Origin of the sequence: Brevundimonas sp. (genome assembly GCF_035935935.1) — a bacterium.
Classification (GTDB): Bacteria; Pseudomonadota; Alphaproteobacteria; order Caulobacterales; family Caulobacteraceae; genus Brevundimonas.
Map to the genome: position 1 here is coordinate 93,840 of NZ_DASYWO010000002.1, position 12,385 is coordinate 106,224.

The following is a 12,385-nucleotide window of genomic DNA, read 5'->3' on the forward strand; positions in this document are numbered from 1 at the left end:
ACATGGCGAAAGCTGACTTTCAGGTCGAGGAAGCGGGCGACGGCGCCTTGCTGAAGCTTTCGGGCGACTGGACCACCACGTCGCTGGGCCGCACCGGCCGGCGGCTGGAAGAGGCGCTGGCGGGCCGCAAGGTCGCGGGCGTCGACCTGAGCGATCTGCAGAAGTTCGACACCGCGGGCGCCCTGGCGCTGGTGCAGGGCGGGGCGGGCCGGCTCGGCAAGGCGGACTGGAAGGCGCGGCCCGAGGCCGGCCGGATCTACGCGCTCGTCGAGAAGCTCGAACGACAAAGCGCGCCGCCCCCGCGCCGGGCCGACCCCGTGACGCGGACCTTCGCCAAGATCGGGCACGGCGTCTACGATTTCGCCGCGGAGGCGACCCTGTCTCTGGCGTTCCTCGGGCGGCTGATCGCCGCGACGGGAACGGCGCTGAAGCATCCGGGACGCATTCGCTGGGCGGCGTGGGTCAGCCAGTCCGAGCGGGCCGGGCTGGACGCCATGCCCATCGTCATGATCACGAACTTCTTCATCGGCGCGGTCGTGGCCTTTCTGGGTGTGAACCTGCTCAGCCAGTTCGGGGCGGGCGTCTTCGCGGTCCAGCTGATCGGCTTTTCCGTGCTTCGCGAGTTCGCGGTAGTGCTGACGGCCGTGCTGCTGGCGGGCCGCTCCGCATCCTCGTTCGCGGCGGAGATCGGGGCGATGCGGATGAACCAGGAAATCGACGCCATGCAGGTCATGGGCGTGAACGCGTTCCAGGCGCTGGTCATTCCGCGCCTGGCGGCCCTGCTCGTGATGCTGCCGCTGCTGACCTTCACGGCCATGCTGGCGGGCCTTTTCGGGGGTCTGCTGGTCACCTGGAGCACGCTGAACCTCGGCCCCGCCTTTTTCCTGCAGCGCATGCAGGACGATCCGCTGATGTTTCAGCAGGCCATGGTGGGTCTGTCCAAGGCGCCGGTATTCGCCATGGTGGTCGCCGCGATCGGATGCCGGCAGGGGATGGCCGTCGCGGGCGACGTCGAGAGCCTGGGCCGGCGCGTGACGGCGGCCGTGGTGCAGGCGATCTTCGCCATCATCCTGCTGGATGCGGTGTTCGCCCTGATCTACCTGGAGCTGAACATTTGACCGCCGCTCGCGACGCCCTGATCGAGGTGCGCGGCCTGCGCAGCCAGTTCGGCGACAACGTCATCCACGACGACCTGGACCTGACCGTCGAACGCGGCGAGGTCATCGGCGTGGTCGGCGGGTCCGGCACCGGCAAGACGGTGCTTCTGAACACCATCATCGGCCTGAAGGAACCCGAGGGCGGGTCTGTCTCCATCTTCGGTCACGACATGGCGACGCTGTCGAAACAGGAGGCCTCCGACGTCGAGCGGCGGACCGGCGTGCTGTTCCAGAGCGGCGCGCTGTTCTCCTCCCTGACCGTTCTGCAGAACGTGGCGGCGCCGCTGGTCGAACACACGAAGCTGCCGGCGGCGATGATCGACGAGATCGCCGAGATGAAGATCGCCATGGTCGGTCTGAAGCCGGAGTCGCACCATCTGAAGCCGGCCGAACTGTCGGGCGGCATGAAGAAGCGGGTCGGGCTGGCACGGGCGCTGGCGCTGGACCCGGAACTGCTTTTTCTCGACGAACCCACGGCGGGACTCGATCCCATCGGAGCCGCGGCGTTCGACGATCTGATCCGCCAGCTGTCCGACGATCTGGGCCTGACGGTGTTCATGATCACCCACGATCTCGACAGCCTTTACGCCATAACCGACAAGGTGGCGGTGCTGGCAGACAAACGCGTGGTCGCCAAGGCGACCGTTTCCGAGCTTGAGCGTTCCGACCATCCGTGGATCCGGGAATACTTCCTGGGACCGCGCGGTCGCGCCGCGAAGGCCGCCTGAGGACGACGATGGAACGAGACGCCCACTACGCCGCCGTCGGCATCGCCACCGTCGCGCTTCTCGCGGCGCTGGTGGTGTTTTCGATCTGGCTGGCCCGCCTGTCGTTCAACAACGAGTTCGACCAGTACGACATCGTCTTCTACGGGCCCGTCCGCGGTTTGTCGGAAGGGGGCGAGGTGCATTTCAACGGCATCCGCGTGGGTGAGGTGACGGACCTGCGGCTGGATCCGCGCAAGGGCAACCAGGTCGTCGCCCGCATCCGCGTGGACGCCACGACGCCGATCCGCGTGGACAGCCGCGCGCAGCTGGAACCGCAGGGCATCACCGGCCTGAACTACATCCAGATCACCGCCGGCACCGACGGGCGGCCGCTGCTGAAGACGCAGTATCCCGACAATGTCGTGCCTGTGATCCAGAGCCAGCCCAGCCCGATCTCGGAACTCCTGAGCGGGTCCGGGACCGTTCTGGCGCAGACGGTGGACGCGCTGAACCGCATCAACCGCGTGCTGAGCGACGACAACATCCGCAGCTTCTCCACCTCGCTGCGCAACGTGGAATCCCTGACCGCCGAACTGGAGGCCCGCAAGGGCATGCTGGAGCAGCTGGAGCAGGCGCTGACCCGCGCCAATGAGGCCATCGCGGAATACACCGCCCTGGGCGAGGACGCCCGCCGTCTGGTGAACACCGACGGCCGGCAAGCCATCGCCAACATCAACGCGGCCACCGCCGAGGCGCAGGAGGCCGCGGCGTCCGTCAACCGGACGGTGTCGAACCTCGAGGCGCCGCTGGGCGACTTCGCGGACAACGGCCTGCCCCAGCTGGAACGGGCCATCGCAGGGCTGGAGGCGGCCACGGCGTCTCTGGAGGACCTGATCGACGAGGTCCGGTCCAGCCCGCGCGACTTCATCGGGCGACCGCCCACCAAGGAGCTGGAGGTGCAGCCGTGATCCGTACGCTCTCGATCGCGGCCGTCGCCGCCGGCCTGTCGGCCTGTGCGCTGCTGTCGTCGCCCGATCCAGTCCAGATGTACCGCTTCGGCGCGGCGATGGACGCGCCCAGCGGCGGCGAGGCCGCGGGCGCGGTGGACGTGGCGGTGCGCCGCGTCACCTTCCCCGAATCCGCCGAGGGCGACCGCATCCTGACCGTCACGGGAACCGAGGCGGCCTATCTGAAGGGCGCGCGCTGGGTGGAGCCGGCGGACCGGCTGTTCGCGGCCGCGCTGGAGGGCGCGGTGGCGAACCGGGGCGGACGCATCCGGCTGATCGGTGCGCGCGACCTGGCCCAGGGTGACGTGGCGCTGGACGTCGACGCCACGACGTTCGAGACGCGCTATGCGGCGCCCGGCGCGGCGCCGGTCGTGGTCATGACCGTGCGGGCCCGGCTTGTCGGCCTGCCGGATCGCGAGATTGAGGCCGAGCGGACCTTCACGGTCCAGACGCCGGCGGCGGAGAACCGGGTCGCGCCGATCGTGGCGGCCTATGACGCCGGCTCGCGCGATCTGGCCGAGCAGATCGCCGGCTGGATCGAGAGCACGGCCCGCCCCTAGAGCGGGCGGCGCAGCTCCTGCAGTTCGCCCGTCACCGCGGTGCGACGGGCCAGCGAGGCGTCGAGGCGCCGCACGGCGTCGGCGACGGCGCCCGCCAGCGTCCGGCGCGACGTCTCCAGGCCGACGGCGTCGGGCCGCACCTTCTTCGGTCGTCGACCAGCCAGACCCAGCGACCGGGTCCACTCGGCCTTCCACGCCTCGACGGCGGCGGAGCACCTCTCCAGCGAAGCCAGCGCCGGGGCGTCGGCATTCTGCGCGGCACGCAGACGGGGCAGGGCCGCGAGGGCCGCGTCCCGGCAGGCCGCGAGGTCGCGGGTCCGCTGCCGAAGGGGGGCGTGCGGATCGGGCTCGTCGCCGGTCGGCGCCGGATCAAGCACGGCCAGCGCGGCGGCGAGATGGGCGTTCACCGTCTCCAGCGCCGCGCGCACTTCGGCCCAGAGCGCGTCCAGACCGGCGTCGCGACGGGCGACGGCGGCGCCCCGTTCGGTGAGTTCGCCGGCCGTCTCGGACACAGTGCGGGCGGCGTCCGAGAACGCTTCGCGGAAGGTGCGCAGCCGCTTGCTCCGCGAGTCGAACAGACCCGCGAGCCCCTGGCGGGGCTCCAGCGAGCCCACGTCGAGCCGGGAGAGGGCGGTGTCCAGATGCGTCAGGCGGGCGCGGGCCTCGGTGAGGTCGCCGGTGCGGACGTCGGAGACCACACGATCGAGGAGCGCCAGCAGGGTCCTGCGCTCGGCCTCGCCGAAGGTTTCCGGCGTCGTCGGATCCAGCGTGGCGCGCAGGGCCTCGACGCGCCCGACGTCAGGCGCGGGCAGTCCGCCCGCCCGCAGGTTCGCGCCGTCCGCCATGCCCATTCTCCCCGTTCCCGCCGACGATGGGCGGGCCGGAAAGACTATGCGACGGTTTTCAACTCAGGGGCAATTTCGTAGGCCGCCTCGGTCTTCTGCGCGACCTCTTCCAGCGTCACGCCGTCGGCCAGCTCGATGAGGACCAGGCCGGAGCCGTCCGGCTTGACGTCGAAGGTCGCCAAGTCGGTGATGACCCGGCTGACCACGCCCGTGCCGGTCAGCGGCAGGGTGCAGGCCTTCAGCACCTTGGACTGACCGTGCTTGTTGGCGTGCTCCATGACCACGACGACCCGCTTGACGCCGGCGACCAGATCCATGGCGCCGCCCATCCCCTTCACCAGCTTGCCGGGGATCATCCAGTTGGCGATGTCGCCGTTCTGGGCGACTTCCATGGCGCCGAGGATCGACAGATTGATGTGGCCGCCGCGGATCATGGCGAAGCTGTCGGCCGAGCTGAAGTAGGCGCTTTCGGGGATCTCGGTGATGGTCTGCTTCCCGGCGTTGATCAGGTCGGGATCGACGTCCTCGTCATAGGGGAAGGGCCCCATGCCCAGCATGCCGTTCTCGGACTGGAGGGTCACCTCCATGCCGGCCGGGATGTGGTTGGCCACCAGCGTCGGAATGCCGATGCCGAGGTTGACGTAGAAGCCGTCCTGAAGCTCCCGGGCGGCGCGGGCGGCGAGCTGGTCGCGGGTGCGGGGCATCAGGGAGCGTCCTTCTTGACGGGGGCGGGCTCGGAGGCCGGCAGGGCGGCGATGGCCTCAAGGCCCTCGGCCTTGCGCTCGGCACGGCGCGCGTCGCGGATGGCGTCCTCGACGTCGTCGCTGACCGAGCAGGTGTTCAGCATGATGATGAAGAGGAAGACGAGCGCCCACGTCAGCTGGCCGCTGATCTTCTTCAGGATGTCGTAGTGACGGTCTTCCATCAGACGGTCTCGCGCTGGCGGATGGTGCGCTGCTCGATGCGCTTCTCGAACGTGGCCTGGATCAGGCGGTCGACGTAGATGCCGGGGGTGTGGATCTGATCGGGGTCCAGCGAGCCGGTCGGCACGATCTCCTCGACCTCGACAACCGTGACCTTGCCGGCCGTGGCCATCATCGGGTTGAAGTTGCGGGCGGTCTTGCGGAAGACGAGGTTGCCGCGCTCGTCGGCCTTCCACGCCTTGACGATCGACAGATCGGCGACGAGGCCGGTCTCCATGACGTAGTCGCGGCCGTCGAAGTTGCGGACCTCCTTGCCCTCGGCGACCAGGGTGCCGACCCCGGTGGCGGTGAAGAAGGCCGGGATGCCGGCGCCGCCCGCGCGGATGCGCTCGGCCAGGGTGCCCTGGGGGTTGAACTCCAGCTGCAGCTCGCCGGCCAGATACTGGCGCTCGAACTCCTTGTTCTCGCCGACGTAGGACGAGATCATCTTCGCGATCTGCTTCGTCTCCAGCAGCTGGCCGAGGCCGAAGCCGTCGACCCCGGCATTGTTCGAAATGACGGTGATGCCCTTCACCCCGGTGTCCCGCAGGGCCGCGATCAGGTTTTCGGGAATGCCGCACAGGCCGAAGCCGCCGGACATGACGGTCATGCCGTCGAAGGTCAGCCCCTCCAACGCGGACTTCGCGTCGGGATAGATCTTCCGCATCGCTTCCTCGTGCTTTTCATCGCCTGATGAATATCGGCGCGCTTGATCCGTCTCTACGGCGGGGCATCGTTTCGGGCAAGCGGAAGCGCCCCCTGTCGGATGACGGAGGTTGGAGGACGGGCGGAGCGCCGGGCGCGAAGCCCGGATGCAGAAAGAAAATACCGTTTCGGCTTCGCGTGACGCTCCGCGCGCGTGGTTTGGACGGAAGCCCGCGTCGGGTGGCGCTGTTCACGCCTTACCGCGGTCGCCTCCGGCGGGCGGCGACGTCCTGCGACGTCTGCCGGATCGGTCCGAGTATCCCCCTCGACCCTTGCCCGGGATCATCTCTTGGTGACCCCGATCGGCTCCATCTCCGTCGCCCCTTCGCCCGATCCCCGAACTTCCGCCGATCGCCCGAGACCAACCTGGCCTCAAGCAGCGAGCGCCCGCGGCGCGAGCGATAGGCCAACAAAGAAGGACCCCGCTCCACACGCTCCCGCCGCCGCAAGGTCGCAGGCCTCACGAGCCCTCGGGTGCGACGGGACGAAGCAAGGGTGGGTCAGGTCCGGAGCGACGTCGACGTGGAGGTCGAAGTTTTCCTCAGACGACTAAATCAGCGCGGATTTCCCGCGGGCGTCGTCGCAATGACGGGGCGTGGCCCACCGTGACCTCCTGAAGGTCGCGCTCAGAGGGCACGGTCGTCGCACGCCGGTTTGGAGCCGGCGGGTGGCGATAGCGGGCGCCCTTGAACAGCATCCTGAACGCTTCCCAATGGATGGCGGCCGTGACCTTCCAGGTCAGCAGGGCGTGGGTCAGAAACACCCGCGCAAGCGCCGCGGACGTCAGGTCGCGGCGGTCGCCCGTGAAGCCGGCGGTCAGGAGGGGTGAGCCGCCGCGGCGGACGTCGATGCTGATCGACACCCGCTCGCCCGGCGGCAGGACGGTGAAGTCGTAGGTCAGCGCCGCATCCATGAAGGGGGAGACGTGGTGGGTCTTCGGCGTCGTCTGCCGGACGCGCCCGTCCGGGCCGGCGCGTGCCGGAAGCACGTAGCTGTGCCGAACGCCGAATGTGTTGGTCACCTCGTGCACCAGGGCGCGGACGTCGCCTTGCGGACCGAAACAGAAATAGACGCTGATGGGGTTGAATCCGTAGCCGAGGACGCGCGGCATGGTCAGCAGCTGGATCGGCCCTCCGGCCAGATCGACCCCGGCTTCCGCCAGATGGCCCTCGATCTGGCGCCGAAGGGGAACGGCCGAGCCGTCGCCATGGTCCTCAGGGCGCCAGGAGATCGGCGCAAAGCGGGCGTGCCCCAGCAGGCGGGGTCGATCCGCGTCGACGCGATCGAGATCCAGCAGGAGCATCCAGGTGCGGTAGTTGAGCCGGTGCCGGAAGTCGGCCACGCGCCGATGAACGACGCGGCCCACGTAGAGCGCCGACCCCGGGGTCACGCCGCCTCGGCCAGGAGGACGGGCGGCGGCGTCAGGTGGATGCGCCCGCTTTCGTTCGGGACCGTCCACGGGCGGCGCACTCCGCCGATGGCCTCGGCGACCGCGAGCCCGGCCTGCAGCCCGTCTTCATGGAAGCCCGAGCCGAACCAGGCGCCGGCGAACCAGACGCCGCCCCGACCCTGCAGCGACCACAGCTCCTTTTGGGCCGCCACCCCGGCGAGGTCGAACACCGGGTGCTCATAGTCCCATTCGCCGATGACCAGCTCGGGATCGGGCTCGCGCGCGGGATTGAGGCTGACGAACAGGGGTGGCCCCGGCAGGGACTGAAGCTCGTTCATCCAGTAGGTGACGCCGCCTTCGCCCGCGCGGTCCGAGCGGCCCATGTGGGTCCAGGCGGCCCACGCCTTGCGGCGGCGGGGCATCAGCGAAACGTCGCGGTGCAGGACGGCGCGGTTGGCCCGATAGGGAATGGCCCCCAGCAGGCTGCGCTCGTCGGCGGTCGGCGCGTCCAGCAGACGCAGGGCCTGGTCCGAGTGGGTGGCCAGCACGATCTCGTCGAACCGCCGCAGGGAGCCGTCCTCAAACCGCAGACCGGGTCCGGCCTCGTCCCTGACCACCGCGGCGATGCGGGCGCCCGTCACGACGCGGCCGGCCAGCACCTGGTGCAGCTTGCCGACGTACTCGCGGGCGCCGCCGTCGATCGTGCGCCATGTCGGACGCAGGTCGTAGGTCAGCAGGTTGTGGTTCATGTAGAAGCGGACGAAGGCGGCGGCCGGATAGTCGGTCATCTGCTCCAGTGTGCACGACCAGATCGCGGCCGCCTGCGGCAGCAGATAGGCGTTGCGGAACATGGGCCCGTAGCCGCTGCGGCCCAGCCATGCGTCCAGGCTTTCGCCGGTTTCTTCCAGCTGCGCGAGCTGCTTCGGCGCCTCCTTCTGGAACCGGAGGATGTCGCCGATCATGCGCCAGAAGCGCGGGCTGGCCCAGTTGCGCTTCTGGGCGAACAGAGCGCGCAGACCCTGGGTGCAGTACTCGAGCGCGCCTTCATCGATCGAGACGGCGAAGGACATGAGGGCCGGCTTCGTCGCCACGCCGAGATGCGCCAGCAGCGCTGTGAGGTTGGGGTAGTTGGCCTCGTTGAAGACGATGAAGCCGGTGTCGACCGCGATCGGGCCGGCCGGCGTGGGGGCTTCGACGGTGTTCGAATGTCCGCCGAGGCGGTCGTCGGCCTCGAAAAGCGTCACGTCGTGCGCCTGCGACGACAGCCATGCGGCGGACAGACCGGAAATTCCGGACCCGACGACGGCGATGGTCTTGCGCATGAGGCCTCCTGCTAGATGCCACGGAGTTACGAAGACAGGACCCCGGCAGATGTCGGCATCCGACGGATAAGCCGGACCGTATCTCGCCCCAAGCGGCCGACGCCCAGAGACAGGGACGAAATCAACGCATGAATCCAGCCACAGCCGCCATCCGCAGCCTGCAGGACGCGCCGTTCCCCGACTTCGTCACACGACCGGCCATCGCGGCGCTGGTCACGGAGGCGCGCAAGCGGCTGGATCGCGAGGGGCCGCACGACGAGGCGGGTTTCGCCGCGGACATGGCGAAGCGGGCGGTCGCCGAGCACACGGACGCGGCGAACGACCAGCACTATGAGCTGCCGCCGGAGTTCTTCCGCATCTGTCTGGGGCCGCGCCTGAAGTACTCCTGCTGCCTGTATCCGAGCGGGGAGGAGACGCTGGCGGAAGCCGAGGCGCTGGCGCTGGCCGAAACCTGTGAGCGGGCCGGTCTGGCCAACGGCCAGCGCATCCTGGAACTGGGCTGCGGCTGGGGCAGCCTGAGCCTCTGGATGGCCGAGCGGTATCCGAACTCAGAGATCACGGCGGTGTCGAACAGCCACGGCCAGCGCGGTCATATCGAGGCCCAGGCCGCGTCGCGCGGGCTGACCAATCTGAGGGTGATCACCCAGGACATGAACGACTTCCGTCCCGACGTGGCGGAGGGCGACCGGTTCGACCGCATCGTCTCGGTCGAGATGTTCGAGCACATGGCGAACTGGCGCGCCCTGCTGACGCGCGCGCGGGGCTGGTTGAAGCCGGACGGGCGCATGTTCATCCACATCTTCACCCACAGGGACGCCCCCTACCGCTTCGATCACACGGACGGCGGCGACTTCATCGCCCAGCATTTCTTCACCGGCGGGGTGATGCCGTCGAAGGGGCTGATGCGGCAGTTTCCGGACCTGTTCGCGGTCGAGCGGGAGTGGACGTGGAACGGCGTCCACTACCGAAGGACGGCCGAGCACTGGCTGCGCAACATGGACCTGAACGTCGACCGCGTGTCGGAGCTGATGCGGGAGACCTATGGCGCGGACTGGAAGCTGTGGCGGCGGCGCTGGCGGCGCTTCTATCTGGCGACCGCCGGCCTGTTCGGCAACGACGACGGAAACACCTGGGCCGTCAGCCATTACCTGCTGAAACCGACGGGAGCCGAAGCATGATCAAGTGGGTCGCGGGCTATCTGGGCGCCGCCTTGGCGATGGGCGTGCTGGACGCGGTCTGGCTGACCACCATGGCGGACCGGCTGTACCGGCCGGCGCTGGGCGCGGTGATGCGGGACAAGCCCGACATGGGCGCCGCGATCCTGTTCTATCTGATCTATCTCGGCGGCATCCTGTTCTTCGCCGTGGCGCCGGCGATGCGTGACGCCAGCCTGACGCGGGCCCTGATCGGCGGGGCCGTGCTGGGGCTTGTCGCCTATGCCACCTATGACCTGACCAATCAGGCGACCCTGTCGATCTGGCAGACGGAGCTGACCGTGATCGACCTCGCCTGGGGGACGTTCCTGACCACCGTGACCGCCGGAGCCGGGTTCCTCGCCGCGCAGTGGGCCGAGGGGCGGTTCGGTTAACCTTTCCTCTCGCCTGACAGGCGCGTGCGGTGTTTTCCGTCGTGATTTCAGGTAAGGGTGCGCCCTCAGACGGTTAACCGCGTGGGGGCGGGCGTGAAGTTCGGAGTCAACTCCCTGACCGCCATGTTCGTGGCGGGCGTCGTGGGCGGGCTGGCCCTGACGCCGGACGGGCGGGCGTGGCTGCGCTCGCCGACCCTGATGCTGGGGGGGCAGGCCAACGCCTCGGCCAGCCCCGAGCCCGCGCCGCCGCCCGCGGCGGCGGTCCCCGCGGCGCCCGTGGTCCAGATGCAGGACGGCTCGGTGCTGAAAGCCAAGGCCGGGAACCTGCGGATCGGGGTGTTCGGCGACAGCATGGGCGACGGCGTCTGGGCGGCGCTGTATCGCGAGTTCCGCGACGACGCCGGCGTGGACGTGACCAAGTTCAGCGAGGTCTCGACCGGGCTGTCGCGCTACGACTACGTGAACATTCAGGCCAAGACGACGCGACAGCTGGACGAGAGTCCGGTCGACGTGGCGGTGGTGGTGTTCGGCACCAACGACGCGCAGGGCATCGACGACGGCGGGACGGTCCACGCCTTCGGCACCGACGGCTGGAAGGCCGCCTACGGCAAGCGGATCGACGATCTGGTCGGCCTGTTCCGCTCGCGCGGGGTCGTCGTCTACTGGGTCGGCATGCCGCGCATGAAGCGCGAGGGCTTCGACGGCCGGATGGCGCTGATCAACGAGGTCGTCACGGCGCGCATGAAGACGCTGGGCGTGCCGTATCTGGAGACCGTCAGCCTGACGTCGGACGCGGACGGCAAGTACATGCCCTATGCCGAGGACGGCGGGCGGCGGCGGCTGATGCGGGCCAACGACGGCATCCACATGAGCATGGACGGCTATCTGCGTCTGGCCGGACCCGTGGAGGCCGCGATCCGGCGCGATGCGGGCCTGACGGAGTGAGGGCGCTTGTGGCGGCCGCGCTGCTGGCGCTGGCCGCGCCGGCGGCGGCGCAGGAGGGGCCCTGCCCGGGAGGACTGTGCGGCGCCGAGGCGCTGTCGCCGTGGTTCGAGGAGCTTGCGCGACTGGAGGAGGGGGCGCCGATCAGGGTGCACGTCCTGCAGATCGGCGACAGCCACACGGCGGGGGAGGTGATTCCAGGCACGGTTCGCAGCCGGCTGCAGGGGCGGTTCGGGCGCGGCGGGCGCGGCTATGTGGCCCCCGGCGTTCCCCACGACGGCTATGCGCCGCGACAGCTGTCGGCGACCGCGAGCGGGTGGAGCTGGGCGCCGAAGCCGGCGCGGGTCGGCGGCTATCTGAGTGCGGAGCCGACGGGCCTGTTCGGCGGGCCGGCGCGGGTCTTCGACGGCGACGCGCTGACGCTGGCGCTGGACCCGGAGGCGGCGACGGCGCGAGTGGGTCTGTGCGGACGGGACGGCCTCTGGGTGATCGAGGCCGACGGCGTCGAGGCGGCCCGGCTGGAGCTTTTCGGCCCGCAGTGCCGGACGACGCCGGTCGATCCCGCGGCGCGGACGCTGACGCTGAGGCCCGGGCCTGGCGGCGGCGCGCTGGACGGCGTCTGGCTGGAAGGGCCCCGGCCCGGAGTTATCCTGAGCAACGTCGGTCAGGTCGGCGCGACGCTGGCGGACCTGCAGGCGCGCGACGAGGCGACGGTGCGGGCGGAGCTGGCGCCCTTTCCGCCGGACCTGATCATCCTGGCCTTCGGCACCAACGAAGGATTCGACGACGGTCTGGACGCCTACGTCTACGAGGCGACGCTGCGCGACCAGATCCGGCGCATGCGGCTGTTCGCGCCGGACGCCGCGATCGTGGTGTTGGGCGCGCCCGACGCCCTGCGCCGCGGCGAGGTGGGGTCGTGCCCGGGCGTTCCGGAACGTGGCCCCCCGGCCAATCTCGCGCGGGTCCGGCACTTGCAACGACTGGTCGCGGCCGAGACGGGCGTCGCGTTCTGGGACTGGCAGGGGCGGATGGGCGGAGAGTGTTCGGCGGAACGGCTGGTCACGGCGCGCGAGCCGATGATGCGCGGCGACCGCGTGCATTTCACCTCGGCGGGCGGCGAGTGGATCGGCGGCCTGCTGGCCGACGACCTGATCGGCGCCTACGACGCCTGGAAGGCGACCCGGGCCGGAGCCCGGTAGC

14 protein-coding genes are annotated in these 12,385 nt (G+C 69.8%); 8 read left to right on the forward strand and 6 right to left on the reverse strand.

Annotated elements, in window-relative coordinates:
• The first annotated feature begins 2 nt into the window (after positions 1 to 2).
• Genes VGR32_RS00875 through VGR32_RS00890 form a run of 4 tightly spaced genes read left to right on the forward strand, consistent with a single transcriptional unit; the run spans position 3 to position 3,431 of the window.
• The gene (locus VGR32_RS00875; RefSeq protein WP_327447094.1) at positions 3 to 1,118 is read left to right on the forward strand and encodes an ABC transporter permease; all 1,116 of its coding nucleotides are present in this window, start codon (positions 3 to 5) and stop codon (positions 1,116 to 1,118) included.
• The gene (locus tag VGR32_RS00880; protein WP_327447096.1) at positions 1,115 to 1,885 is read left to right on the forward strand and encodes an ABC transporter ATP-binding protein; all 771 of its coding nucleotides are present in this window, start codon (positions 1,115 to 1,117) and stop codon (positions 1,883 to 1,885) included. The genes VGR32_RS00875 and VGR32_RS00880 overlap by 4 nt, the downstream gene beginning before the upstream one ends.
• A gap of 8 nt (positions 1,886 to 1,893) precedes the next feature.
• On the forward strand, positions 1,894 to 2,832 hold the full coding sequence (locus tag VGR32_RS00885) for an MlaD family protein (protein ID WP_327447098.1): 939 nt from the start codon (positions 1,894 to 1,896) through the stop codon (positions 2,830 to 2,832).
• Positions 2,829 to 3,431 carry an ABC-type transport auxiliary lipoprotein family protein gene (locus VGR32_RS00890; RefSeq protein WP_327447100.1) on the forward strand — a complete coding sequence of 201 codons (603 nt, stop codon included), beginning with the start codon at positions 2,829 to 2,831 and terminating at the stop codon, positions 3,429 to 3,431. Before VGR32_RS00885 ends, VGR32_RS00890 begins: the two co-directional genes overlap by 4 nt.
• Here the strand turns inward: VGR32_RS00890 and VGR32_RS00895 are convergent.
• The 6 genes from VGR32_RS00895 to VGR32_RS00920 all read right to left on the reverse strand — a co-directional run bounded on the left by VGR32_RS00895 (position 3,428) and on the right by VGR32_RS00920 (position 8,655).
• Complete coding sequence (locus VGR32_RS00895; RefSeq protein WP_327447102.1) at positions 3,428 to 4,276, reverse strand: toxic anion resistance protein; 849 nt, start codon at positions 4,274 to 4,276, stop codon at positions 3,428 to 3,430. The genes VGR32_RS00890 and VGR32_RS00895 overlap by 4 nt on opposite strands.
• A gap of 44 nt (positions 4,277 to 4,320) precedes the next feature.
• Complete coding sequence (locus VGR32_RS00900; RefSeq protein WP_327447104.1) at positions 4,321 to 4,980, reverse strand: 3-oxoacid CoA-transferase subunit B; 660 nt, start codon at positions 4,978 to 4,980, stop codon at positions 4,321 to 4,323.
• Positions 4,980 to 5,201: a hypothetical protein gene (locus tag VGR32_RS00905; protein ID WP_327447106.1), complete on the reverse strand. Its 222-nt coding sequence runs from the start codon at positions 5,199 to 5,201 to the stop codon at positions 4,980 to 4,982. The genes VGR32_RS00900 and VGR32_RS00905 overlap by 1 nt, the downstream gene beginning before the upstream one ends.
• Positions 5,201 to 5,905, reverse strand: a complete 705-nt coding sequence (locus VGR32_RS00910) for a CoA transferase subunit A (RefSeq protein WP_327447108.1) — start codon at positions 5,903 to 5,905, stop codon at positions 5,201 to 5,203. Before VGR32_RS00910 ends, VGR32_RS00905 begins: the two co-directional genes overlap by 1 nt.
• A 579-nt stretch (positions 5,906 to 6,484) precedes the next feature.
• Positions 6,485 to 7,333 carry a DUF1365 domain-containing protein gene (locus tag VGR32_RS00915; RefSeq protein WP_414642880.1) on the reverse strand — a complete coding sequence of 283 codons (849 nt, stop codon included), beginning with the start codon at positions 7,331 to 7,333 and terminating at the stop codon, positions 6,485 to 6,487.
• The gene (locus VGR32_RS00920; RefSeq protein WP_327447112.1) at positions 7,330 to 8,655 is read right to left on the reverse strand and encodes an NAD(P)/FAD-dependent oxidoreductase; all 1,326 of its coding nucleotides are present in this window, start codon (positions 8,653 to 8,655) and stop codon (positions 7,330 to 7,332) included. The genes VGR32_RS00915 and VGR32_RS00920 overlap by 4 nt, the downstream gene beginning before the upstream one ends.
• Positions 8,656 to 8,783: 128 nt before the next feature.
• Between VGR32_RS00920 and VGR32_RS00925 the strand changes: the two genes are divergently transcribed.
• The 4 genes from VGR32_RS00925 (at position 8,784) to VGR32_RS00940 (ending at position 12,384) form a co-directional block, all read left to right on the forward strand.
• Positions 8,784 to 9,833 carry a cyclopropane-fatty-acyl-phospholipid synthase family protein gene (locus tag VGR32_RS00925; RefSeq protein ID WP_327447114.1) on the forward strand — a complete coding sequence of 350 codons (1,050 nt, stop codon included), beginning with the start codon at positions 8,784 to 8,786 and terminating at the stop codon, positions 9,831 to 9,833.
• Complete coding sequence (locus tag VGR32_RS00930; RefSeq protein WP_327447116.1) at positions 9,830 to 10,243, forward strand: DUF2177 family protein; 414 nt, start codon at positions 9,830 to 9,832, stop codon at positions 10,241 to 10,243. The genes VGR32_RS00925 and VGR32_RS00930 overlap by 4 nt, the downstream gene beginning before the upstream one ends.
• 93 nt (positions 10,244 to 10,336) lie before the next feature.
• Positions 10,337 to 11,188 (forward strand): DUF459 domain-containing protein, encoded by an 852-nt coding sequence (locus VGR32_RS00935; protein ID WP_327447118.1) that lies wholly within the window; start codon positions 10,337 to 10,339, stop codon positions 11,186 to 11,188.
• 8 nt (positions 11,189 to 11,196) lie between these two features.
• On the forward strand, positions 11,197 to 12,384 hold the full coding sequence (locus tag VGR32_RS00940) for a GDSL-type esterase/lipase family protein (RefSeq protein WP_327447120.1): 1,188 nt from the start codon (positions 11,197 to 11,199) through the stop codon (positions 12,382 to 12,384).
• Position 12,385 lies beyond the last annotated feature (1 nt).

Bases quoted from the DNA above. Each gene is read 5' to 3' on its own strand.
- VGR32_RS00875 (WP_327447094.1), top strand. From the start codon at position 3: ATGGCGAAAGCTGACTTTCAGGTCGAGGAAGCGGGCGACGGCGCCTTG.
- VGR32_RS00885 (WP_327447098.1), top strand. From the start codon at position 1,894: ATGGAACGAGACGCCCACTACGCCGCCGTCGGCATCGCCACCGTCGCG.
- VGR32_RS00895 (WP_327447102.1), bottom strand. From the start codon at position 4,276: ATGGCGGACGGCGCGAACCTGCGGGCGGGCGGACTGCCCGCGCCTGAC.
- VGR32_RS00900 (WP_327447104.1), bottom strand. From the start codon at position 4,980: ATGCCCCGCACCCGCGACCAGCTCGCCGCCCGCGCCGCCCGGGAGCTT.
- VGR32_RS00905 (WP_327447106.1), bottom strand. From the start codon at position 5,201: ATGGAAGACCGTCACTACGACATCCTGAAGAAGATCAGCGGCCAGCTG.
- VGR32_RS00910 (WP_327447108.1), bottom strand. From the start codon at position 5,905: ATGCGGAAGATCTATCCCGACGCGAAGTCCGCGTTGGAGGGGCTGACC.
- VGR32_RS00920 (WP_327447112.1), bottom strand. From the start codon at position 8,655: ATGCGCAAGACCATCGCCGTCGTCGGGTCCGGAATTTCCGGTCTGTCC.
- VGR32_RS00925 (WP_327447114.1), top strand. From the start codon at position 8,784: ATGAATCCAGCCACAGCCGCCATCCGCAGCCTGCAGGACGCGCCGTTC.
- VGR32_RS00930 (WP_327447116.1), top strand. From the start codon at position 9,830: ATGATCAAGTGGGTCGCGGGCTATCTGGGCGCCGCCTTGGCGATGGGC.